Origin of the sequence: Chryseobacterium indologenes (assembly GCF_001295265.1) — a bacterium.
GTDB lineage: Bacteria > Bacteroidota > Bacteroidia > Flavobacteriales > Weeksellaceae > Chryseobacterium > Chryseobacterium indologenes_A.
This window is the reverse complement of sequence record NZ_LJOD01000015.1, coordinates 95935-115288: the sequence shown is the minus strand read 5'-3', so window position 1 is coordinate 115288 and position 19354 is coordinate 95935. Positions and strand designations below refer to the sequence as shown.

The following is a 19354-nucleotide window of genomic DNA, read 5'->3' as shown; positions in this document are numbered from 1 at the left end:
ATACTAAAATGAAAAAACTATAAAAAATAACTTTATCGTCGTGAATTATATCTTCTTGTTAGATGCTCTAAAGCATCTTTAAGATCACGCATATATTTTTCCCTACCTTCATCGAATGCAGGGTAAAAATAGGGGTGCGCATGCAACTGTCCCATACCGTTTACATAGAACTGCCATGCAATATCTTTCCATTCCGGATCAACCTCAACAAATACGCCGGTTCCGAATTCAATATATGCCCCCATTGGTAACTGATTAACGGAAATAACGGCTTTAAATCCATTGTTTTCCGGCTTGAAGTTTATTGATCGCATAATTGTTCCTGTAGGATCTAATCCATCAGCAACATTCCTAAAGTTTTCTTTTGCCTTTTCTGCTATTTCATGGCCGCCTGAAACCGTAATATCTTTAATGAGGTTTTCTCCATCACGTCCAAAGTTTTTCAAAGCAGCCAATGTTTCTTTATAACCCCTTACCCTCATCACACAATAAATTAAGTTCCATCTTATCTAATCCTTTAGGGTTAATACCTTTAATAAAAAACTGTTTTCCCTGATATTTAATAAAATAGTTTTCAGTATAGGAAATGTCATTTTTCTTATCTCTAACAGAAAACACAACCGGATTAACAAACTGCTGAATTCCAAAATCAATAAATTTACCGCCTGCATTGGTAGTTATTTTTGCCCAAATCTTTTTCACAAACACATCTTGTGGCAAATTACCCCCGAAACCGTCAGGAACATGCGTTTTATTCCATATCTCGATCAATCTGTTGTATTCCCTTGCTAACATATGATAAAGCGTCTATTTGTATCTATAATCTGTTTTACATTTTCCGGTAGTAATGTAGTATTTACATTCTTTTCAGCTTCGTAATAAAAAACCTTGATCATTTGTAAGGCGCATTCTATTAATTCCGCGGGCGCACCTTCTTTAGAAGTGTACCCAACATTTACCGTGATCGAATCTTGATTGCAGAATCTTATGAATCCCGGATAATGTAAAGGGACTGCATTATCTGGAAAAACTGTAGTATTAACTGGGTAATCATAGATATTGATATTATCAGAATAGCTTTTTCGATATGTTCTATCCTGAGGCCGGAATATATGATTTGTCTGCTTTTCAATATATCCAAAAGCTGAAGCAATCATTCTTTCCAAATCGGGATCATCATCTATAAATTCAGGCTCTAATCTTAAATAACGCTTCACCTCATCAACCGAAAGCACATGATTATAACTATTAGCCATAATTTTCCGTTTTATTTTCTAAATCCCAAGGCATCATTTAGCTTTTTTAGTTTCAATTATGGCTGATCCAGCCTTTGAAACCTTTTTCTTTTTATCGGTTGGTAAGGAAATTTTTTCAGAACCCTCTTCATTAATCCATACTGCAAGACGTCTATTAACTGCAGCTCTGTTTCTTTCCGCTCCTAAATCTAGAACCTGACCTACTTCATAAATCTTACTATTATCATCTTTATCAGGTGCTGGCTGTATCATTTTGATTTTTGACATACTTTTTTATTTATTGTTATTCTCTAATATAGTGATTTTCAATTAAAATTCAAATAAAAACCGCCCCAAAAAAGGAGCGATAAATTTATGATAATAAGTAGAACCACATAAGCTACACAGAAACCGTTGAATTTCCTTTAATGAAGTAATCAGGCCCATACACCGGAAGGGCGTAATTACCTTCAATACGTACTGTAACCTTGTTTTGAGTAAAGTTATTCCCGTCTTGTTCAGCAAATTCAATTCTCATTCCTTCCTGTGTTAACAGTTGTGCTCCCATATCGAAATCACCCACAATGTAGTCAGGAGAATTAATTGCAGTAGATGCCCAAACCGGGATCCCTAATACGTAAAGTTGTCCGTTAACAAATGTAACCCCTTGCGGTAAGTCATATTCACCAGACCCAGCAGCTTTATTCAGGAAGAAAGATAAATAATCTTTTGGCCTTAACAGAATTCCGTTTGCGTCTCTTTCGTAAGTGTCTTCTAATGAAGAAATATCCTCGATGATTTTTTCAATCAGTGGAGCAGCTGCAGTTGCTGTTGATGTAACAAAGTTACCAGCTGTCAAAATTCCTTTAAGGTTAGGAGTAGTGCCATTGCCATAAAGTATCTGAGCATCTAAAACTCTTAGGAATTTTTCAGGCAGTCTTTGTTGTAAGTAAGAGATCATTCCTGGCACGTTATTAAGCATCTTTCTTGAAATTCTTAACCATCCAGCAATTGTTTCAATCTGTACTGTAGATTCGATCAAATCTAAATCGAATTGTGCTTTAGTTGCGCCTTCTACTACTGGGGCTGGATCTCCTTCTCCGTTTCCATTTTCACGCATGAAAGTAAACGAGTTGCCAGCTCCAACCGTACCACCTGGCAGAATATCTCTCATATGAACCTTTCTATTGGGATTCATTCTGATGCCATCCGCCATGACTTGGCCGTATCTGTTACCACCAGTTACGTTGGCAGTAGTCATATCTCCAACGGCTTTAAGCTCTAGGTTGAAAGACTTGATTTCTTTACGTTCAAACTTCGCAATGTCATCAGATTTAGAAAGCATTTCTTTTTCAAGAACAGCCCCGAAAGATTCTTTTTCTGCGTCTTTATTAATTTGCCCCTTCATCTTCATGTCAAGAGTATCTATATGCTTTTGTAAAGCATTCAGATCAGAAGCAGAAGCCCCGTTTTCTTTTAGTTCGTTAAACTTTTGTTCAAGTCCAGCATAGTCTTGCTTTAAACCTTCATAAACCTTATTAGTTTCAGCAGTTTTTGTGTCAATATGCTGTTTTGCTTCTGACATTTTCGCCTCAACAGCCTCTAAAATTTGTTTTTCGTCCATCTTGTAGAATGTTAAAATTTAAAATTAATTATTGAATTTAACAACGGCTCAAAAGACGGGGTGTCAACTTTAGACGGCTCCGGTTCTTCCTGAGTGTTTTTGGTTAAAGTTTGTAAAATTGATTCAATTTGTCTTAGCCTAGAATCAGAATAGTTTAGATTGTAAGACTTTTCTATTAATTCAAGTATTCCATAAGTACTTCTTATAGACTTTATACCCTGAACAGTCGCCAGTTCATTAGCCCCCCAACTGGAAAGAAAAGAATACTCCATCAACTTATATTCTGTTATAATTGATTTTTTTCGCTCATCACGTCTTACAGCCTTATAGCCAATTGACAATTCTGCATTTAGCCCGTTATCATGCATTAACTTAACATCGGTAAACATATCTCTACCGAGGTCCTTATTCATGTTAAATTGAGTTGTTGTGAGTAGTCCAAACGAATCTTTTGTATCTATGGCAATAGGTACACCGATCATCTCGCGCGGATTATGATCTTTTAAGACACGGATTCTTTTAAAATTTTCTGAAACAGTTTTATCGAAAGATCCTTTTGCTGAAATATCCCCATCTGAATCTTCAAAATCATACGCGTTTGCGTAAGCGGTAACAATACCTTTGGTTTCGTCTAAATCCTTTAAGTTATAAGATAATTGTTTTAATTCCATCTCCATTTTACCTCGTCATAATCTCTAATATAGTTATTTTATTTTAATTACAAAAATTATTCTGTAAAAATTAATCGACCGTTTTCGTCTCTTACTGGTCGAAAACCATAAGTGCAGGCACAATTTATCACCTGTTTGCCTATTGCCTTTCTGCTGCCTTTGCCATCCCTATCACACGGAAAGCGTAATTCAACCCCTCCAGAAAGCTTAAAATACTCTTTTGGACCAACGGTTTTACCATCTAAACGTTGATGCTCATCACGTCTGTGTCCGCTTCTTTTCGCAATCCAGACTTTTTCCATTAAAACACCCGATACATCACCAGCGGTATATTGTCCGGCATTCATTGCAAAGCCTGTTTCGGTTCTTGCGATTCTCATACACATCCATTCGTAATACTTAGGATCGTTTACCGTTCTCATCATCCGGTCTCGCATCTGTTCTACTGTTTCATTTTCAAACGTTCCGGATATAATATCCTGCGTTACCCTTTCAGCCATGGTGCGAGATAGAGTTACAATCAATTCACCTCCTTTATCTCGGTAATAGTCCAATAGAAATTTCTGAAATGCTTCATTGAAAAAAGGCAACGGCTTCCATTTCTTTTCCTGGATAGGATTCTCTTTTCTTAATTGTTGGGCTGAATAATAGCCATATGCTCGGCCTATTGTATAGTGAATCTTATACAAAACCTTTCGCATGCTTTCTTTATCAAAATTTAGCATAATCAAGGCTGTTGAGCTTCCAAAGCTTAAATTATCAAAGGGTATTCTTTTAAGCTGTTTGCGGAATTCAGGTATAAGCAATTTCAACGCCTTAGCCATGTAGGCGTTGAAGTGTAGAATATAGGAATTGTAAACCTGATCAGACATTATTTAGCTGGCTAATTAGACGGGCTTCTATGATCTAGAACGTTAACTTTTTTCTTCACTCTATCTAGTACATTAAGCGGATCACATTCTTTAATTCTGAATCTCACTTCATTTCCTTTTTTTTCACCTAAAACAATTACATTGTCTTCATTATCTTCTTGCTGAAGAAATGACAACGTTTCAATTGTAAAATCACGTTCACCTTCCTGCATTTCTATTTCACAGTCTATAAGATGAGTAGTTAAATTAGTTTTCTTTAACTCACGTAAAGTTTCGATAATTTTTGCTGTTGATTCCAATCTTTGTTTATGAAATTCAATCACCATTTTCTTTGTTATCATACTATATCATTTTTTAAGTATTCATAAGATTTTTGCACGTCTGATGCGGTAATTCCTACCTCATCAATTCGTTTTTTACCACCGTCAATCCAAGGCACATTCATTTCTTCAATATCAAGGGTCTCCGCTTTAGTTGCCGCCCTTATTTCGTTCGGTGTATAATACGCTTTCTCCATCCATTCAAGCATCATTTTGAAATCTTCCTGCATTTCCGGCAGTTCAGATATATCATGCTCCCATACCGCAGCCTCATAACCTTTAAACCTTCTTATGAATTTATCTGTCATTGCTTCATCAAAAAGAATAAGATCCGGCTGTATATTGTCTGTAATTACTCGTTTTCTTTCCTCTTTTTGTTTATCATATTTACCACCATCATCGTTATTCAATAAGGCATCTGACCAGCCCAAAACATTACAAATGGCTTTTTGATCGTGTTTAAGGAATTCAAAAGGTTGTAGCTCATCAGTATTTAAAGACATCTTAGTAAACTCTAAAGGCAAAGAAAAACCTGCAATCCTGGCAAGCCTTCCCGGATCTTTGTCCATTTCATGGAGTTTAAGTTTCATCTGTTCCACCTGATCTTGGTCTAAAGCTTGATTCTTTCCAGAAAAGAAACCAAACACACCAGCGTTGATCATTGTCTTAACATTGTTGTTCAAAGCTTCATTTGATGATTCAATATTTCTTAATAATGCCCTTATAGGAGATAAGCCGTATAAATGTGAGCCATTTAGATCAAAGAAAGGATTAGCTGTTTTTATGTGGATAATCTGCTCTGCTGGAAATTTAATATTTTGATCACCATCACGTAACATGTAGTAATCAATTGGGTCTTCATCATAAAGTAGATCTGCATTTTTCTTTAAAACGATGGTCATTTTATGGCTTGGAAGCACATATAACAATTGAGGTATGCCAGCGTTTTCGCCATCATCAGGCCATGCCATGAATAAATATGCATTACCAGTAACCCTGAAAAATAGCTTAAATAAAACATGAATGTCGGCCCATGTCTGGTTTGGATTAGGTTTTTCAAGGGGGAAAGCCATTTCTTTATCCTCGTATGCCTTTCGTTCTAATATTAAAGCATCGGCAAGCTGTTTGGTAGAGTAACGGCCGTTTGTCGCTGTTTTTAGTGATTGAAGTTTTCTAAAGTTAACACCGTCTTTGATTTTCTTAACAGCATAGGGAACCGCTTTTGTTTTGTCGCACATCTGATTTATGACAGCAAACACATCCGGGTTCGTTGCATACCCTTTTTTTAAATACGTTTCGTCCTTGTAATCATATTGGGCTTTCTGTCCACCAATAAACTGAAAGAAAGATTTATTAACAAGGTTTTCATACTTCACCTGACTGAAAGCATTCCCGATCATGCTTATAATATTACCCTTCGCCATTGCCTACTGCATTTTTCTCTAATATAGTGAAAATTTATCAATTACGTTCTTTAGTTTGTCCATAAGATAATAGCGAAAAGAAAGCAGCCATATACAAACAACTTCCAGAAAAACTGTAGATGTCAAATTTAATGAAAATTGATTTCGCTAAATACATTCCGCTTATTACGGCTAATAATAGGGCTATACCCACAACTATATATTTCATATTTTAATATTTGATTATTCAAAGTCAATATTTTTATTTTTCTGACGTTTTGTGTCTCTATATTTTTCTGATCTACACATACCGCAGCTACACGGGACGCTGTGAGACTTTAAAGCGGTGTTTTGATCACCCGGTTTTAATCCGTACATTTTAAGCCGTTTTTTATATTTCAATTGTGCAAGTTCGTTTCTCCTGCCTTTATTATTCATAATTGGTTTTTTGAGGGATTTAGTAGATTAGAATTATACTTTACCTTTCTACCTCTTGTTGCCATAACTCTTTTGGATTAAAAAGTTCGCTTCTATCTCTTTACCTGTAAGCGAATTAACAATATTTTGTAGAGAATGAAACCCTTTTATATCATTGATAGAAGCTGTAGTTGTAGAATGGATGCTTACATGCCAATTTTTTAAAGCATCATTGTAAACAATTTTAAAACCTTCTCCTAAATCAAAAGAAAATAAATGACCAGTCTGGATAAATCCACTTTTCATTAGAATATCATTTGTTAATTGAATAGGGTTACAATATTTTACTTTATGTACAATATGCCTTACACGTTCATCTTCTACCTTCATATAGATTGATTCTTGCATGAAGCCATCTATCCTGACTACTCTTCCACTTTCACCAATTACGTAATTACCTTTTCTTAATTCTGTTATCATCTTGTTTATTTTTAGTTATTGATATTTTGATTTTTTTAAAATTTAAAATGCGAATCCTTTAACTTCTGGTTCCAATTCAAACCACTCTCTCATTAACATCATATCTCTAAAGTCAGGAGATCGACCTGTAATGTCTTTGATCTGTTCTTTCTTTATAACTTTAAGCTTTGACAAATCTGTATTGTCAGACTTTATATTCTCCAAGTCTTCCACAATCATGTCTTTGTATTTATCTTGTAGGCTTGCAGATATATATATGTTGCTTTTATTAATTCTATCAGCTAACCTGTAAAGACATTGCGTTTGTAAATTTTGATAGTTAGGGACTTCCACTTTTTCGCCAAATGTTTGAACCTTTTCTTTTAATGCTTTTGAGTTATTGACAAATCCATAAATACCGCAGTTATCTACAACACCGCCCCCGACACCATCTTCATCAGCAATACATTGGCTTTTTGGTATTTGGTGTTTAATTCTTAAAGTATTGATTAGGTGCTGTATTTCCGTGGTCTTGCTTATTTCAAGAATATAAACCTCGAATAAATCCCAGTCATCCCAAACCCCAGTAATTGCCAAATCGGAACCAAAACGAGCTATATCAGCTGTTATGTACTTCTTTCCGGTTCTTTGAACATGATTATTACTGAACAGTTCTAATATTCTTTCATAATCACATAAAGCAGTCGGATCATCATCATATTCCCATTCACCACCTAAAAGCCTTTTCTTAGCGTTTCCTTTAAGTGTTCTTTCTAAGTTTTCCAGATACCCTTTTGTAAGCATTTTATTGTCATAGGGTAAGGCTTGAATCATGCATTTCCAATCCGGGAGTGTTCCGTTTTTATTTGGAAGGTAGAAGTCTTTGTAAAGAAAATTCTTAGATGGGTTAGAGGTTATTAGTAATTTTTTATATAGATCATAATCATCATTTTTCCATCGACCTATTGAAATTTTAAGGTTCTCATAACTTGCTCGCTCAAACTCTCCACCTTCTTCAATCCAACCCCTTGTCATCTGCATAGACCCGAACCTGTGATATTCCGGATCTGATGGAAGATATTTAGCATCTATTAATAGTACCTCGCTTTGATTGTAAAGCTTGAAAATACTATCCTTGCCATCAAACTTATACATATCCGAACTAAGGCCCCACTTCTCAAATACTTCATGAATTGATGGTATAGTGTGTTTTCTTAGATCATTAAGCTTTTTACGAGCTATAAAATACCTGGTCTTTGGATATATTAAAGCATCACCGAAAACAAGAGAAACCCCGGTAAAAGATTTCGCCCCTCCTTTTGCTCCTCCATAGCTTATTTCCTCAGTAACGTTGTCAATCCATTTCTGAGCACAAAGCTTTTGCTTTTCATTGCCTTTCGTGTCAAATTCTAAAACCATTATTTTACTACCATTCCAGTAATCTGAGTTACAGCAATAGGGTTTTCAGGGTCGCCAGAAACTTTAGTCTCATTTTTAATACTCCACATGCTTTTCTGTCGGTTAGTAAGCCAGAACTTAATTGCATTGGTATCCGGCGGTAATTGATCCTGAAGGGTTACAATCTCGACTTTGTCAATTAGCTTTTTCGTTTTTGGGTCTACCTGCTTAATTCTCACTTCTTTCTGTGTTGTAGTAATAGCACCCATACAGTTTTGGTATAAGGACTTTGCAACCATAATATCTGCGACTTCCTTACCTGCGCGTAACGCCTCTAAAAACTCCGGATAATCTTTTTTCCAATTATTTATTGTGGCCTCACAAACATCGAAGAATTCGGCCAACTGTTTATCTGTTGCCCCTAATAAACAATAGTTGTAAGCCTGCTCTGAATATTCCGGTTTGTACTTACTCTCAATACCTCCTTCATTACCTACAGATATTTTATTACCTGCAGCAAATTTCCCGTCAGGTGTCCGACCTGTGTTTTCTTCAACCTTCTTTTTTCGTCCCATCTTGCATTTGTTTTATTGGATTCGCGACTTTATTCGCTTTTTATTTACTGGCGTATACCTTGCAATGATACACCCGTCACTCATTAGCTGAACAGAAACCCTTATCCAAGTGCATTCAATCTGTTTCATCTTTTTCAGGTTCTTAACAGCTCTTAATCGGTGCTCATAATTTCGCTCCCTTACTTCTAGCTCATTTACCACACTTCCCGTCACGCCTGTCTTTTCCATTATTAAACTGATTTTAATCTAAACGTGTCTTTTCTGCTTTTATCTGAATGATTCTGTATATATCCAAAAGAAAGCATTCTCTGAATATCTTTGCCATCAACATTAAATTAAATGGTTATAATTCTAATTTTAAGCTTGTGTTTTTTTGCTGCTTCTATCATGTTTAAGGTCCCCTTACTCTTTTTATCCCAGAAAGCTATTAACGCATCTGCATATTCAGCCATATGATGATTCCGGATTGGCCCAGCTTTAGGGCCTAATTTCCAATTTGCAGGAAACCTAGTTAGCTTGAAACCTTTTTCATTTGCATATTTTTCTCCAATCAGGTCTGCTCCCTTAGCTCCACCTGAAACTATTTCTACATCGCTACAATTCCGTAGTATATAGTCACATCGCTCTTTTAATAAAGAGTAATTTTCAAATTTTCTAGTTCCGGCAATAATAACTTTCATTTATATTAAATTAAAAACCCGCTACTCTAAAGCAGCGGGGCAGGAAATTATATATGCATTGAAATGAAAAAAGTACCACTGCATTAAATCACTCTAAAAAGAACAACAGGATTCGATACCTGTACAATTACTGCTGGTGTCTGTAAAGGGTAATCGCCTCACTCCGGATAAATCGGATTATCTTCCCCAGCTTGCGCCTATCTTACGCCATGTTCTTATATATAACAGGTTACCCTGCGCACCATAGCATTCAACCTATCTAATAAAAACCAAACGCCTTGCAACATCACCCACTACACAATCCCAAAAATAAACCTTCTTCATGTGCGTTTAGTTTAATAAGTATTGATTGTCAATATCATCATTGATCACTACAAAATTAATAAAAAAAATCAATAATTAGATATTTATAATAAAATTTATTAGATTAATCTAACTTTACAATTAGATAAATGAAATACACGCTATAATTAGCACATTGATTTTAAATCTAAAAGTAAAGCTATTGTTTTACTTTATTGTTAATTCTATTATTCTTATTGACAACTCTTTTAAAGCATTCAATGCTAGTTCTGCATCCTTCTCAGTAAATTTCCTATTATCATTGTTATTAAGCTTATTTACAAGATAAGTATTAGCACTCTTATTATTGGGGTACATCTTTGCAGCTATTGGCGCAAGGTTTACCGCTTTTTCTGTTTTTAAAAATTCTTCTACTGTCATAATGCAAATGTAATAATAAAAAATGTAATAAAAAAGTTTTACAAAAGTATTGCATATGTAAAATAATTGTTTTACATTTGTATCAACAAAAACAAACATTATGGCAACCTACACAAAACTAAAAAAAACTATCAGTCTTAAAAGCGCTAAAACAGGAGAAGTAGTTGACATCTTTAAATACAAAAAAGACGGAACAAAAAGAATCTTCTTCGCCACAGAGAACAACGGAATAAGATTAAACGACAGAATGCACTCAACTCTATGGTTAGCAAAAGCAGAAGCAGGAAAATTTTTAGACAGAAACAAGTAACCCAGGGGCTTCGGCCCCACTTTTTCAAAATATATAACTTTTTAAATTTTCATTATGAATACATACAGTAAATACGCTGCTAACGTTTTTTTAGCAAAATGCACAGAAAGACACGCAAAAGGCGACATAATTAATGTTACTACCAAATACGGTAAAGAAAATGCGAGTGAGGTTTTCAACCTTATTTATGAGAAAGACGGATTTTTCTTTTATTCAATAATCAGAGCAGACGGCACAAATGCTCAGACAAGAGCAGAAGCGAAAGTAAAAAGATATAACAACTGGGCAGCAGCAGCAGAAAGTAAAAGCAATCAATATTATGAAGCCTCTCAGGAGGGAAAAGATTTTTTAAGCCTTGGGGAGCCTATTAAAGTTGGCCACCATAGCGAAAAAAAGCACAGAGCTTTAATAGAAAGAAACTGGAACAGAATGGGCAAAGCGGTTGAATTTTCAGAAAAAGCCACCACACACGAAAGCAAAGCCGAATACTGGGAGAGAAGGGCAAAGGATATTAATTTATCAATGCCTGAAAGTATAGAATACTATGAATTCAAATTAGAAGCGGCCAAAATTCAGCATGAGGGAATGAAATCCGGAACTATTGCCCGAAGCCACTCAATGAGTTTACAATACGCAAATAGAGATGTCAAAGAAGCTCAAAAAAATTTAGATCTAGCAAAAAAACTTTGGTCCTAAATATTCAACCTGAGCAGGTTATAAAAAGGCTCATTTTTTTACGGATTGCCATAATTTATAATAAATACTAACAATTAAATTTACTGCCTATGACAGATCTAATATTATTATTAAGCCTCTTTTTGGTCTTGATTATTCCTATTGGTTTATTACTATGGGAATTAAGGGAATCGGGCAAATTAATAGTTAAATACATGAAAATGCTTGACAATTGCAATCGTAGCAAAGATGATTTAATTAAGGCCAATTTTAGACTAAAAAAATTAAATAGAAAACTCAAAAACGAGATTATGAAGCTAAAAAAAGAAAAATAATATTTTTTTGTTTTTTTGTTTGCTATTCGCAAACTTTTTTGTATCTTTGAAAAAGAAAAGCAAAGGGGTTCTTTAAAAAAACGAAAAACAAAAAAGTTATCAAAAATGAAAAATTTAATTGAGAGAGTTTGGGAGTACTCAATAAACAACCCGGATGGTTTTACCTTAAATCTAGAGACTTTAAAGCCTGTTAAATTTGGAATAGCTGTTGCAGCTTTAGAGACGCAGAATTCCTTTGATAAGGAAAGCTTAGAAAAGGTAATAAAACACGCATTACAAAATGGCAAAATAGTAGGAGGATGGCTAAATGTTGAAGATGGCAGATTTTACTTCGATTCTATTAGGATTTTTAGAAATTCAGAACTTGAAAAAGCAATAGAATATGGAAGACAAGAACAGCAAATAGCAATATTTGATATTACAAACTTAAAAGAGATTAGAATTTAACAAAAGGGGCGCCCCGCCCCTTTGTTTTTTAACAACCCACAAAAATGGCTACAACTAGTTTAACAAAAGAACAAATTAATTCTATTCAGAATTACAAAAAGGTAGGATTAGACATTGAACTCATATCTGAAGATACCGTAAAAATTACCCAGGTGAAAATTATCAACGGATATATTTTAAATAAAAAAGAACTTATTGACCGGGCAAAAGAGGTATTCCCGGAATGGAAAATACAACCAGTTAGATATTCTTTAAATGTATCTGAAATTTCTATTGATTGGATTCAGGATAAAATGAAAGAATTTGGCTTAAACACCAATGATTTAGTTTCCCAGTTAGCACTGGATAAATCATCTATAAGTTTATTTTTTTCTAGGGAACGTAAAATGAATAAATCTGTAAAGGCTTTGTTTTTTTACTATTTTCTAACCTATGAACTTAATAGAGATTTTAGAGATTTTTTAAATGCGGGATAATATTCGATTTTGTAAGGCAATTTATTGTTTCCCGTAATGTTTTGATATTAAGTGTTAATATCTTGGTAGCATTAAAAAATTTAAACGAACCCTCGACGCAACAATAGAGGGATTAAAAAGATGAAGAATTTTTCAGACTTTCAAAAAAAATATCCAGAAACAGCAGCTGCCCTGTTAGAAATGACAAAAGAACAGATCTTAGAACATTATGTTCAAGAAGTCTCCGACAAAGAAGAACTAAGTAATTTTAAAAGAGAATATGAAAATTTTCAAACCGACCTAAAAAGCATCGGTAATTCTGCAAAAAGATGGCTGATAAACAATAGAAAAAACAAACACCATTTGTTTATCAGTACTGAAGAAATCAAACTTATTTATTCTAACGTTGAAACAGAATGGATATAGAACAAAAAGCCCTCATAAGAGGGCCTTTTTTGGGTCAAAAAATTTTAGCCATTTAATAGCGAATATAGTAAAAGGGGATGTCGTGAAACGCGACATCCCTAAATATTAACTTATCATCAATCTCTTTAGATCATTATTTTTTCTTTCTTCCCTTCCGGTAGTGTATATGCCTGTTGTTTTAGGTGTTGTATGTGCGCCCATTCTTTGAGCTTTACCGGCGATCGGAATAATTGGTGTAGTCTGCATTTCATCCAGAATATCAAGGAATAAGTGTTTCAAGCTGTAAAAATCCTCTGTAACTTTTATTATGTTACCTTCGCTATCTTTAATCTCTTTTGAATCTTTTACATGCCTTTTCCACCGGCGGGAAATCTGCTTTGCGCTGATAGGTGCTTCACCAGGAATAAGACCTTTTGAAAATAAATAATCTTCTTCAGTTTCACACAGTGCCAGAATTTCTTTCCAGTAAGGAACAGCTGCAGGAATAATAATTTTCTTAACCCATGTTTTCCGCTTTCCTTTTTTAATTAAAACTTGGTACTCCTGATTTTCCAAATCAACATGCTTTCTCTGCAATTGCATGAATTCTGTTGACCGGCCCCCGGAATAGAAGAATATTTTCCCATATCTAAAAAAAGAATAACATTTTGTTTGAAGATGCTTGTAAACATATGTAAGCCTTTCTTCTGTTATTACTTCACGAATATGTTTTGTTTCGGCTTTTATTGAAATATTATCAACTGGGTTATAATCGCAGCATCCGTATTGTGTTAATTCTTTGAACAATGATTGAAGGTAGCTTCTGAAACGATTATATGAAACGTCGGGTAAATTCATTGCGTCTAAAATTGTTTTAAGGTGCCACGTCTTTACTTCATTAATAAGAATATCAGAAAACCGCATCGTAAGTATATGTTTTCTTACATGGTTAATACTTCGTTTTACTTCCTTACTATGATCAGCCGACCAAGACGATTTTAACTTTTTATGAGATTCTTCAAGTGCAGAAACCAAGTCTAAATTTGGATGTAGATCACCTACATGATCACTCATATAAACTTTGGTAATGGGATTAAAATTCTGTTGGTCTAATCTAAGTTCCATTTCTTCAAGAAATATTTCGGCCTTGACTTTCAGATCCTGAAGTTTGTCATCCGAAAATTTAACCCTGTATGGATAACCGTCCGGGTATTGATCTTCAAACAAAGGATCAAAGAATCTACATTGAATAAACCATTGTTTAGGATAGTTTGATTTTGCAGTAAATGTTTTGTATTTCTTTGGGGAAATAAAAACAGCGGTTCTGGAACAACCGTTTAGAAGTTTCTTTCTTTCGTTTTTCATTTTGGTAGAATGTTTTTAAAGTTGCCCTTAAAGTTGACTTTCATTGTCATTCTACCTTTGTTAAAGCTTGTATAAAATCTCAGAATCCCGTTGTGGGAAAGGATTCTGAGATAGTGGTCCCACCTGGGCTCGAACCAGGGACCACCTGATTATGAGTCAGGTGCTCTAACCAACTGAGCTATAGGACCTCAAAACTTGGTTAAATTTTGTGACTGCAAAAATAGCAAAATTTATTTCACTACAAAATTTTTTATTGCTTTTCTTGACACAATTCTACCAGCACTCCGTTGGTAGATTTGGGATGAAGGAAGACAACTAATTTATTATCAGCACCTTCTTTCGGTTCTTCCGAGATAAACTGGAACCCTTCTTTTTTTAACCTTTCAACCTCTGCAAGGATATTTTCTACGCCAAAAGCCAGGTGATGGATACCTTCGCCTTTCTTATCAATAAATTTAGAGATCGGACTTTCCGGATTGCTGGCTTCCAGAAGCTCTATTTTACTTTCTCCGGTCTCATAGAAGGAAGTAACCACTCCTTCCCTTTCCACAGTTTCCTGTTTATAGGATTCTTTTCCTAAAAGCCTGGCAAAAAGGTCGTCAGAAACGCCTAAAGATTTTACGGCAATACCAATATGTTCTAGCTTCATAAATACTAATAAATATAATTAAATCGTAAATTTGATACCCGAGCTAAATTTCAGGTATCAATTCAAACAAAAGTACTAAATTTGCACAACTTATGGAAAGTAACAGACAAAGAAAAGTAGCACAGATTATTCAGGAAGACTTCGCAGAACTTTTCCGCAAACAGGCTGCAGAAAGCAAGCAGAGTATTTTGGTATCCGTTTCAGATGTAAAAGTAACGGCAGATCTTGGTATTGCTAAAATTTATTTAAGCATTTTCCCGCAGGAATTTCGTTCTGCAGTTATGAAGGAAATTGAAGAAAACAAACCTCAGTACAGAAATTTTATCGGCCAGAAAATGGCTAAACAGGTACGTATCATTCCACAGCTTAACTTTTATTTAGACACCGCTCTTGACGATGTTGAAAGACTGGAAAGAGAATTAAGAGGCGAAGGCGACAATCCTGTTTTATAAGAATTTTGAAGAATATTGCATTTTACATAGCATCCAGATACCTTTTGGCTAAAAAAGGCAGTACTGCCGTTACGTTCATTACGTGGCTTGCAGTGGGTGCCATGATGGTTGCCGTAGCTGCAATGTTCGTTATTATCTCAGTTTTTTCAGGACTTGAGGACCTTAATAAAGACCTGATCTCCAATCTTCATGCAGACCTTACCCTTAAAAGTGTTTCAGGAAAAACCATAAAAGATCTGGATAAGGTAAACACTACTTTAAAGAACAACAAAGCCATCAGCAGCTTTTCCCGCATCATTGAGGAAAAAGTATACATCAGCTTCCGTGGAAAAGGCGATATTGCCTATTTAAGAGGAGTAGATTCAGCCTATACAAAAGTAAATCCCATTGATAAAGAAGTCATCTACGGAACCTATCCGGGCTTTAAATACACCAATGAAGTATTTATGGAAACCAATCTGGATAACAGGCTTTCTATTCCGGTAGATTCTTCCGACAATTATGCCACGGTATTTATGCCGAAACCCGGAACCGGAATCATCAACAAAGAAGAAGATATTTACAACAAAAGAGATATTATTGTTACCGGACTTTTTCCCGGAAAAGAACAGCTCGACAGCTATATTATCGCCCCTATTGAACTTGCCGAAGAACTGCTTAATCTTCAAAAAAAATCTGCTTACGAGATTGTTATCAAATTAAAGAATCCGGACAGCGCAGATGCTGTTAAGCAAAACCTTCTCAATACCCTGGGGAAAAACTTTGAAATAAAAACCAAAGAAGAGGAAAATGCCGCTTTCTGGAAAATGATCAACACAGAGAAAATGTTCATTTACCTGATCTTTGCTCTTGTTATCTTCATTACAACGTTCAACCTGGCCGGGGCCATTATTATCCTTCAGCTGGATAAAAAAGAACAGGCCAAATCCCTTATCTCATTAGGCTTTCCTATAAGCCATCTGAGAATGACTTATTTTTACACAGGAATTCTTATCGTGATTTCAGGGGTTATTTCCGGGCTGATCCTGGGAACCATCCTTTGTTATTTCCAGCTCTATACCGAATTTTTCAGAGCCAATTCTATTCTCCCGTTCCCTGTAAAAATTGTCGGGAAAAACTATTTCATTGTAGCCCTTACCGCTTCCCTGTTCGGGATTGCTATTTCGTGGTTCTTTTCAAAAATCAGCAAAGAGTATATTACTAAAAATTAACACGTTTCGTCTCCATTTTTTTGTACCTTTACGCCCCCAATTTTTTTAGAAATGAAACGAATTCTATCTTTTTTAATGCTGAGCATCTTGTTTATCAATGCTGCAGCACAGGCACCTGCCGGTTATTATAATAATGCCGCAGGCCTAACAGGAGCCCCCCTTAAAACAGCCTTAAAAAACATCATCAAGAATGGTCATCAGGACAAAGGCTACAGCGGCTTATGGACGGCTTACGCAACTACAGACCGGGATTATTACTATGATAATGATGGAAAAATTCTGGATATTTACTCTGAAAACCCTTCTGGCCCGGATCCATACTCATACACCTTAGGAACGAATCAGTGTGGAAACTACAGCGCTGAAGGCCATTGCTATAACAGAGAACACATTGTACCGCAGAGTCTTTTTAATGAACAGAGCCCTATGGTTGCAGATGTTCATTTTATCCGTGCTACCGATGGAAAAGTAAACGGGATGAGATCCAATTTTCCTTTCGGGAAAGTAGGCGTTGCAAGTTTCAACTCTATGAATGGATCTAAATTAGGAAATTCTGTATCTCCGGGATACTCAGGAACAGTATTTGAGCCGATTGATGAATTCAAAGGTGACGTTGCCCGAATGATCTTTTATTTTGTAACAAGATACGAAGCAGAACTACCTTCTTTCACTTCAGGAAATATGCTGGGCGGATCTACATTCCCGGGATTACAGCCTTGGGAACTGAACCAGCTTATGGCATGGCATGCCATGGACCCTGTTTCAGATGCTGAAAGAGGAAGAAACAATGCTTCATATACTTTCCAGGGAAACAGGAATCCTTTTATTGACAATCCTGCATATGTTGAAATGATCTGGGGAACGCCGGTTGTTGACAATCAAGCGCCAACCGCTGCAACCAACCTTACAGCACAAAACCCTACTTCTAACACCATTTCTTTAAGCTGGACTGCCTCTACAGATAATATCGGCGTAATAGGTTATGATGTGTATGCTAACGGAACATTAAAAACTACGGTATCAGGAACTTCTACAACTGTTCCTGGATTAACGCCTTCTACCCTGTATAGCTTCTATGTTATTGCAAGAGATGCAGCCGGAAACTCTTCACCTCAAAGTAACCTCGCAAGTGAAACAACTTTAGCCGGACAGTCCGGAGGAAATACAAGCTGTGGTACAGAAAACTTCAACAGCATTGTAGGAACAGATAATGGTTATGAAACCAGAACCTGGACCAATAATAATATCACCTGGACTGCAACAGACACCAAAATAGATGAGAAAATCAATACCACCAGAGCGATCACTCTCAGAAACGGAACTCTTACCAGTACCACCATATCCGGAGGTATTCAGACGTTAACAGTGACTACTCAAAGAAGATTCAGTGGCTCTAACAACTCTGTAAATGTATTGGTTAACGATGTTGTAGTTGGTACTATTCCATATACTCAAACTGCCGTAACAACAACGATCAACATTAACGTTGACGGAGATGTGATTATCAAATTAACCAATCCTAGTTCCAACAGAGTTACGATGGACGACTTAAGCTGGACATGTTTCGGTTCATTGGGAACTTCAGATATCAAAAAAGATAAAGCTGAATTCACCATCTACCCTAACCCGGTAAAAAACAATGAACTGTTTGTAAAAGGTGAAAATCTGGGCAAAATTTCAAAAGCTGAAATCTATGATCTTTCAGGAAAGCTTATGGAAGTGATTGCCAATCCATTCAAAAATTCTAATAAGATTAATCTTAAAGGACTTGTTAAAGGAAATTACATTCTGAAAACAGACAGCTTCTCTACAAAATTCATCGTAGATTAAACTTGAAAAATATTTTACAACAAAGACCGATTTATTCGGTCTTTTTTTTATTTTTGATATCATGGATTCCAACAAAAAATTAGGACTTATAGGAAAGAATATTTCTTATTCCTTTTCCAAAAAATTCTTTGAAGACAAGTTTCAAAAGCTGATGCTTAAAAACTATTCCTACGATATTTTTGACCTGAATGACATCCAGGAAGCCGAAAAGCTCTTCGCCAACCCGGAACTCTTAGGCTTTAATGTCACCATCCCTTACAAAGAAAAAATCATCAATTATCTGGACGGGCTGAGTGATGAAGCCGAAAAAATAGGCGCCGTCAACTGCGTACTCATCCGCGACGGAAAAAAGACAGGCTACAACACCGATGCTTTCGGATTTGAAAAAACTCTGCTTCTTCATAAAAAAGCCCATCACGATAAAGCACTGATCTTAGGAAACGGCGGGGCAGCAAAAGCTGTAAAATACGTTCTGGACCAACTTGGAATTCCTTCCATAACCATCTCCAGAAAATCTGAAATTACATTTGACACGCTGAACAAAGAAACCGTACAGGACCATAAAATTATTATCCAGTGTACACCCGTAGGAACTTTCCCCAATGTTGAAGACTGTCTGGAATTTCCTTTTGACGGACTTTCGGCGGAGCATCTTATCATAGACCTTATTTATAACCCTAATTACACTCAATTCATCATAAAAGCTGCCGAAAAAGGAGCAAAAACAGTGAACGGCTATTATATGCTTGAACAGCAAGCAGAAAAAGCCTGGGAAATTTGGAATTTTCAAAAAAAATAAACTAAATTAGTACTCAAATTGGCTTCAGAGCCATATAAAAGGGA

General features: G+C 35.7%; 25 protein-coding genes and 1 tRNA gene. 9 read left to right on the top strand and 17 right to left on the bottom strand.

The window, feature by feature from the left end; translation table 11 throughout:
- Positions 1 to 32: 32 nt before the first annotated feature.
- From AOB46_RS18715 to AOB46_RS18645, 14 genes are all read right to left on the bottom strand, one after another.
- Entirely contained in the window at positions 33 to 482 is a 450-nt protein-coding gene (locus AOB46_RS18715; RefSeq protein ID WP_062702220.1) for a hypothetical protein, read from the bottom strand.
- Positions 463 to 795 carry a phage head closure protein gene (locus AOB46_RS18710; RefSeq protein WP_062702218.1) on the bottom strand — a complete coding sequence of 111 codons (333 nt, stop codon included), beginning with the start codon at positions 793 to 795 and terminating at the stop codon, positions 463 to 465. The genes AOB46_RS18715 and AOB46_RS18710 overlap by 20 nt, the downstream gene beginning before the upstream one ends.
- Positions 789 to 1256 carry a head-tail connector protein gene (locus AOB46_RS18705; protein WP_062702215.1) on the bottom strand — a complete coding sequence of 156 codons (468 nt, stop codon included), beginning with the start codon at positions 1254 to 1256 and terminating at the stop codon, positions 789 to 791. Before AOB46_RS18705 ends, AOB46_RS18710 begins: the two co-directional genes overlap by 7 nt.
- 33 nt (positions 1257 to 1289) lie before the next feature.
- A complete protein-coding gene (locus AOB46_RS18700; protein ID WP_062702213.1) occupies positions 1290 to 1523 on the bottom strand; it encodes a hypothetical protein in 234 nt (77 codons plus the stop codon).
- A 112-nt stretch (positions 1524 to 1635) separates the two neighbouring features.
- Positions 1636 to 2859 carry a phage major capsid protein gene (locus AOB46_RS18695; protein ID WP_062702212.1) on the bottom strand — a complete coding sequence of 408 codons (1224 nt, stop codon included), beginning with the start codon at positions 2857 to 2859 and terminating at the stop codon, positions 1636 to 1638.
- Between the two features lie 11 nt (positions 2860 to 2870).
- Entirely contained in the window at positions 2871 to 3530 is a 660-nt protein-coding gene (locus AOB46_RS18690; protein ID WP_062702251.1) for an HK97 family phage prohead protease, read from the bottom strand.
- 56 nt (positions 3531 to 3586) lie between these two features.
- Positions 3587 to 4402, bottom strand: coding sequence for a phage minor head protein (locus AOB46_RS18685; RefSeq protein WP_082377246.1), 816 nt, complete (start codon positions 4400 to 4402; stop codon positions 3587 to 3589).
- 11 nt (positions 4403 to 4413) lie between these two features.
- Positions 4414 to 4743, bottom strand: a complete 330-nt coding sequence (locus AOB46_RS18680) for a hypothetical protein (RefSeq protein ID WP_062702208.1) — start codon at positions 4741 to 4743, stop codon at positions 4414 to 4416.
- Positions 4740 to 6146, bottom strand: a complete 1407-nt coding sequence (locus AOB46_RS18675; RefSeq protein ID WP_206542265.1) for a phage portal protein — start codon at positions 6144 to 6146, stop codon at positions 4740 to 4742. The genes AOB46_RS18680 and AOB46_RS18675 overlap by 4 nt, the downstream gene beginning before the upstream one ends.
- A 465-nt stretch (positions 6147 to 6611) precedes the next feature.
- Entirely contained in the window at positions 6612 to 7022 is a 411-nt protein-coding gene (locus AOB46_RS18670) for a hypothetical protein (protein WP_062702207.1), read from the bottom strand.
- A 42-nt stretch (positions 7023 to 7064) separates the two neighbouring features.
- Complete coding sequence (locus AOB46_RS18665) at positions 7065 to 8420, bottom strand: terminase (RefSeq protein WP_062702206.1); 1356 nt, start codon at positions 8418 to 8420, stop codon at positions 7065 to 7067.
- On the bottom strand, positions 8420 to 8974 hold the full coding sequence (locus AOB46_RS18660; protein WP_062702205.1) for a hypothetical protein: 555 nt from the start codon (positions 8972 to 8974) through the stop codon (positions 8420 to 8422). Before AOB46_RS18660 ends, AOB46_RS18665 begins: the two co-directional genes overlap by 1 nt.
- A gap of 335 nt (positions 8975 to 9309) precedes the next feature.
- Positions 9310 to 9654: a DUF2493 domain-containing protein gene (locus AOB46_RS18650; RefSeq protein ID WP_062702200.1), complete on the bottom strand. Its 345-nt coding sequence runs from the start codon at positions 9652 to 9654 to the stop codon at positions 9310 to 9312.
- A 510-nt stretch (positions 9655 to 10164) separates the two neighbouring features.
- Entirely contained in the window at positions 10165 to 10377 is a 213-nt protein-coding gene (locus AOB46_RS18645) for a hypothetical protein (protein ID WP_131724420.1), read from the bottom strand.
- Positions 10378 to 10477: 100 nt separating this feature from the next.
- On the opposite strand from AOB46_RS18645, the gene AOB46_RS18640 reads away from it, so the two are divergent.
- The 5 genes from AOB46_RS18640 (at position 10478) to AOB46_RS18615 (ending at position 13025) form a co-directional block, all read left to right on the top strand.
- Positions 10478 to 10687, top strand: coding sequence for a hypothetical protein (locus AOB46_RS18640; protein WP_062702197.1), 210 nt, complete (start codon positions 10478 to 10480; stop codon positions 10685 to 10687).
- A 54-nt stretch (positions 10688 to 10741) separates the two neighbouring features.
- Positions 10742 to 11383 (top strand): DUF3560 domain-containing protein, encoded by a 642-nt coding sequence (locus AOB46_RS18635; RefSeq protein WP_062702195.1) that lies wholly within the window; start codon positions 10742 to 10744, stop codon positions 11381 to 11383.
- 419 nt (positions 11384 to 11802) lie between these two features.
- Complete coding sequence (locus tag AOB46_RS18625; protein WP_062702248.1) at positions 11803 to 12144, top strand: hypothetical protein; 342 nt, start codon at positions 11803 to 11805, stop codon at positions 12142 to 12144.
- Between the two features lie 44 nt (positions 12145 to 12188).
- Complete coding sequence (locus tag AOB46_RS18620; RefSeq protein ID WP_062702191.1) at positions 12189 to 12620, top strand: hypothetical protein; 432 nt, start codon at positions 12189 to 12191, stop codon at positions 12618 to 12620.
- A gap of 120 nt (positions 12621 to 12740) precedes the next feature.
- Positions 12741 to 13025, top strand: a complete 285-nt coding sequence (locus AOB46_RS18615) for a hypothetical protein (RefSeq protein ID WP_062702189.1) — start codon at positions 12741 to 12743, stop codon at positions 13023 to 13025.
- A gap of 105 nt (positions 13026 to 13130) precedes the next feature.
- On the opposite strand, the gene AOB46_RS18610 is transcribed toward AOB46_RS18615, so the two are convergent.
- The 3 genes from AOB46_RS18610 to mce all read right to left on the bottom strand — a co-directional run bounded on the left by AOB46_RS18610 (position 13131) and on the right by mce (position 15018).
- Complete coding sequence (locus tag AOB46_RS18610) at positions 13131 to 14369, bottom strand: tyrosine-type recombinase/integrase (RefSeq protein ID WP_062702187.1); 1239 nt, start codon at positions 14367 to 14369, stop codon at positions 13131 to 13133.
- A 114-nt stretch (positions 14370 to 14483) separates the two neighbouring features.
- Positions 14484 to 14557, bottom strand: a tRNA-Ile gene (locus tag AOB46_RS18605).
- A gap of 62 nt (positions 14558 to 14619) precedes the next feature.
- A complete protein-coding gene (gene mce / locus AOB46_RS18600; protein WP_062702185.1) occupies positions 14620 to 15018 on the bottom strand; it encodes a methylmalonyl-CoA epimerase in 399 nt (132 codons plus the stop codon).
- 92 nt (positions 15019 to 15110) lie between these two features.
- On the opposite strand from mce, the gene rbfA reads away from it, so the two are divergent.
- The 4 genes from rbfA (at position 15111) to AOB46_RS18580 (ending at position 19310) form a co-directional block, all read left to right on the top strand.
- Complete coding sequence (gene rbfA / locus AOB46_RS18595) at positions 15111 to 15470, top strand: 30S ribosome-binding factor RbfA (RefSeq protein ID WP_062702183.1); 360 nt, start codon at positions 15111 to 15113, stop codon at positions 15468 to 15470.
- A gap of 5 nt (positions 15471 to 15475) precedes the next feature.
- Entirely contained in the window at positions 15476 to 16681 is a 1206-nt protein-coding gene (locus AOB46_RS18590) for an ABC transporter permease (RefSeq protein WP_062702181.1), read from the top strand.
- Positions 16682 to 16732: 51 nt separating this feature from the next.
- Positions 16733 to 18511, top strand: a complete 1779-nt coding sequence (locus AOB46_RS18585; protein WP_062702179.1) for an endonuclease — start codon at positions 16733 to 16735, stop codon at positions 18509 to 18511.
- Between the two features lie 61 nt (positions 18512 to 18572).
- Positions 18573 to 19310, top strand: a complete 738-nt coding sequence (locus tag AOB46_RS18580; protein ID WP_062702177.1) for a shikimate dehydrogenase family protein — start codon at positions 18573 to 18575, stop codon at positions 19308 to 19310.
- Positions 19311 to 19354: the final 44 nt, after the last annotated feature.

Excerpts from the sequence above, each read along its gene's own strand:
- AOB46_RS18715 (WP_062702220.1), bottom strand. The coding sequence starts at position 482 with ATGAGGGTAAGGGGTTATAAAGAAACATTGGCTGCTTTGAAAAACTTT.
- AOB46_RS18710 (WP_062702218.1), bottom strand. The coding sequence starts at position 795 with ATGTTAGCAAGGGAATACAACAGATTGATCGAGATATGGAATAAAACG.
- AOB46_RS18705 (WP_062702215.1), bottom strand. The coding sequence starts at position 1,256 with ATGGCTAATAGTTATAATCATGTGCTTTCGGTTGATGAGGTGAAGCGT.
- AOB46_RS18700 (WP_062702213.1), bottom strand. The coding sequence starts at position 1,523 with ATGTCAAAAATCAAAATGATACAGCCAGCACCTGATAAAGATGATAAT.
- AOB46_RS18695 (WP_062702212.1), bottom strand. The coding sequence starts at position 2,859 with ATGGACGAAAAACAAATTTTAGAGGCTGTTGAGGCGAAAATGTCAGAA.
- AOB46_RS18690 (WP_062702251.1), bottom strand. The coding sequence starts at position 3,530 with ATGGAATTAAAACAATTATCTTATAACTTAAAGGATTTAGACGAAACC.
- AOB46_RS18685 (WP_082377246.1), bottom strand. The coding sequence starts at position 4,402 with ATGTCTGATCAGGTTTACAATTCCTATATTCTACACTTCAACGCCTAC.
- AOB46_RS18680 (WP_062702208.1), bottom strand. The coding sequence starts at position 4,743 with ATGATAACAAAGAAAATGGTGATTGAATTTCATAAACAAAGATTGGAA.
- AOB46_RS18675 (WP_206542265.1), bottom strand. The coding sequence starts at position 6,146 with ATGGCGAAGGGTAATATTATAAGCATGATCGGGAATGCTTTCAGTCAG.
- AOB46_RS18670 (WP_062702207.1), bottom strand. The coding sequence starts at position 7,022 with ATGATAACAGAATTAAGAAAAGGTAATTACGTAATTGGTGAAAGTGGA.
- AOB46_RS18665 (WP_062702206.1), bottom strand. The coding sequence starts at position 8,420 with ATGGTTTTAGAATTTGACACGAAAGGCAATGAAAAGCAAAAGCTTTGT.
- AOB46_RS18660 (WP_062702205.1), bottom strand. The coding sequence starts at position 8,974 with ATGGGACGAAAAAAGAAGGTTGAAGAAAACACAGGTCGGACACCTGAC.
- AOB46_RS18650 (WP_062702200.1), bottom strand. The coding sequence starts at position 9,654 with ATGAAAGTTATTATTGCCGGAACTAGAAAATTTGAAAATTACTCTTTA.
- AOB46_RS18645 (WP_131724420.1), bottom strand. The coding sequence starts at position 10,377 with ATGACAGTAGAAGAATTTTTAAAAACAGAAAAAGCGGTAAACCTTGCG.
- AOB46_RS18640 (WP_062702197.1), top strand. The coding sequence starts at position 10,478 with ATGGCAACCTACACAAAACTAAAAAAAACTATCAGTCTTAAAAGCGCT.
- AOB46_RS18635 (WP_062702195.1), top strand. The coding sequence starts at position 10,742 with ATGAATACATACAGTAAATACGCTGCTAACGTTTTTTTAGCAAAATGC.
- AOB46_RS18625 (WP_062702248.1), top strand. The coding sequence starts at position 11,803 with ATGAAAAATTTAATTGAGAGAGTTTGGGAGTACTCAATAAACAACCCG.
- AOB46_RS18620 (WP_062702191.1), top strand. The coding sequence starts at position 12,189 with ATGGCTACAACTAGTTTAACAAAAGAACAAATTAATTCTATTCAGAAT.
- AOB46_RS18615 (WP_062702189.1), top strand. The coding sequence starts at position 12,741 with ATGAAGAATTTTTCAGACTTTCAAAAAAAATATCCAGAAACAGCAGCT.
- AOB46_RS18610 (WP_062702187.1), bottom strand. The coding sequence starts at position 14,369 with ATGAAAAACGAAAGAAAGAAACTTCTAAACGGTTGTTCCAGAACCGCT.
- mce (WP_062702185.1), bottom strand. The coding sequence starts at position 15,018 with ATGAAGCTAGAACATATTGGTATTGCCGTAAAATCTTTAGGCGTTTCT.
- rbfA (WP_062702183.1), top strand. The coding sequence starts at position 15,111 with ATGGAAAGTAACAGACAAAGAAAAGTAGCACAGATTATTCAGGAAGAC.
- AOB46_RS18585 (WP_062702179.1), top strand. The coding sequence starts at position 16,733 with ATGAAACGAATTCTATCTTTTTTAATGCTGAGCATCTTGTTTATCAAT.
- AOB46_RS18580 (WP_062702177.1), top strand. The coding sequence starts at position 18,573 with ATGGATTCCAACAAAAAATTAGGACTTATAGGAAAGAATATTTCTTAT.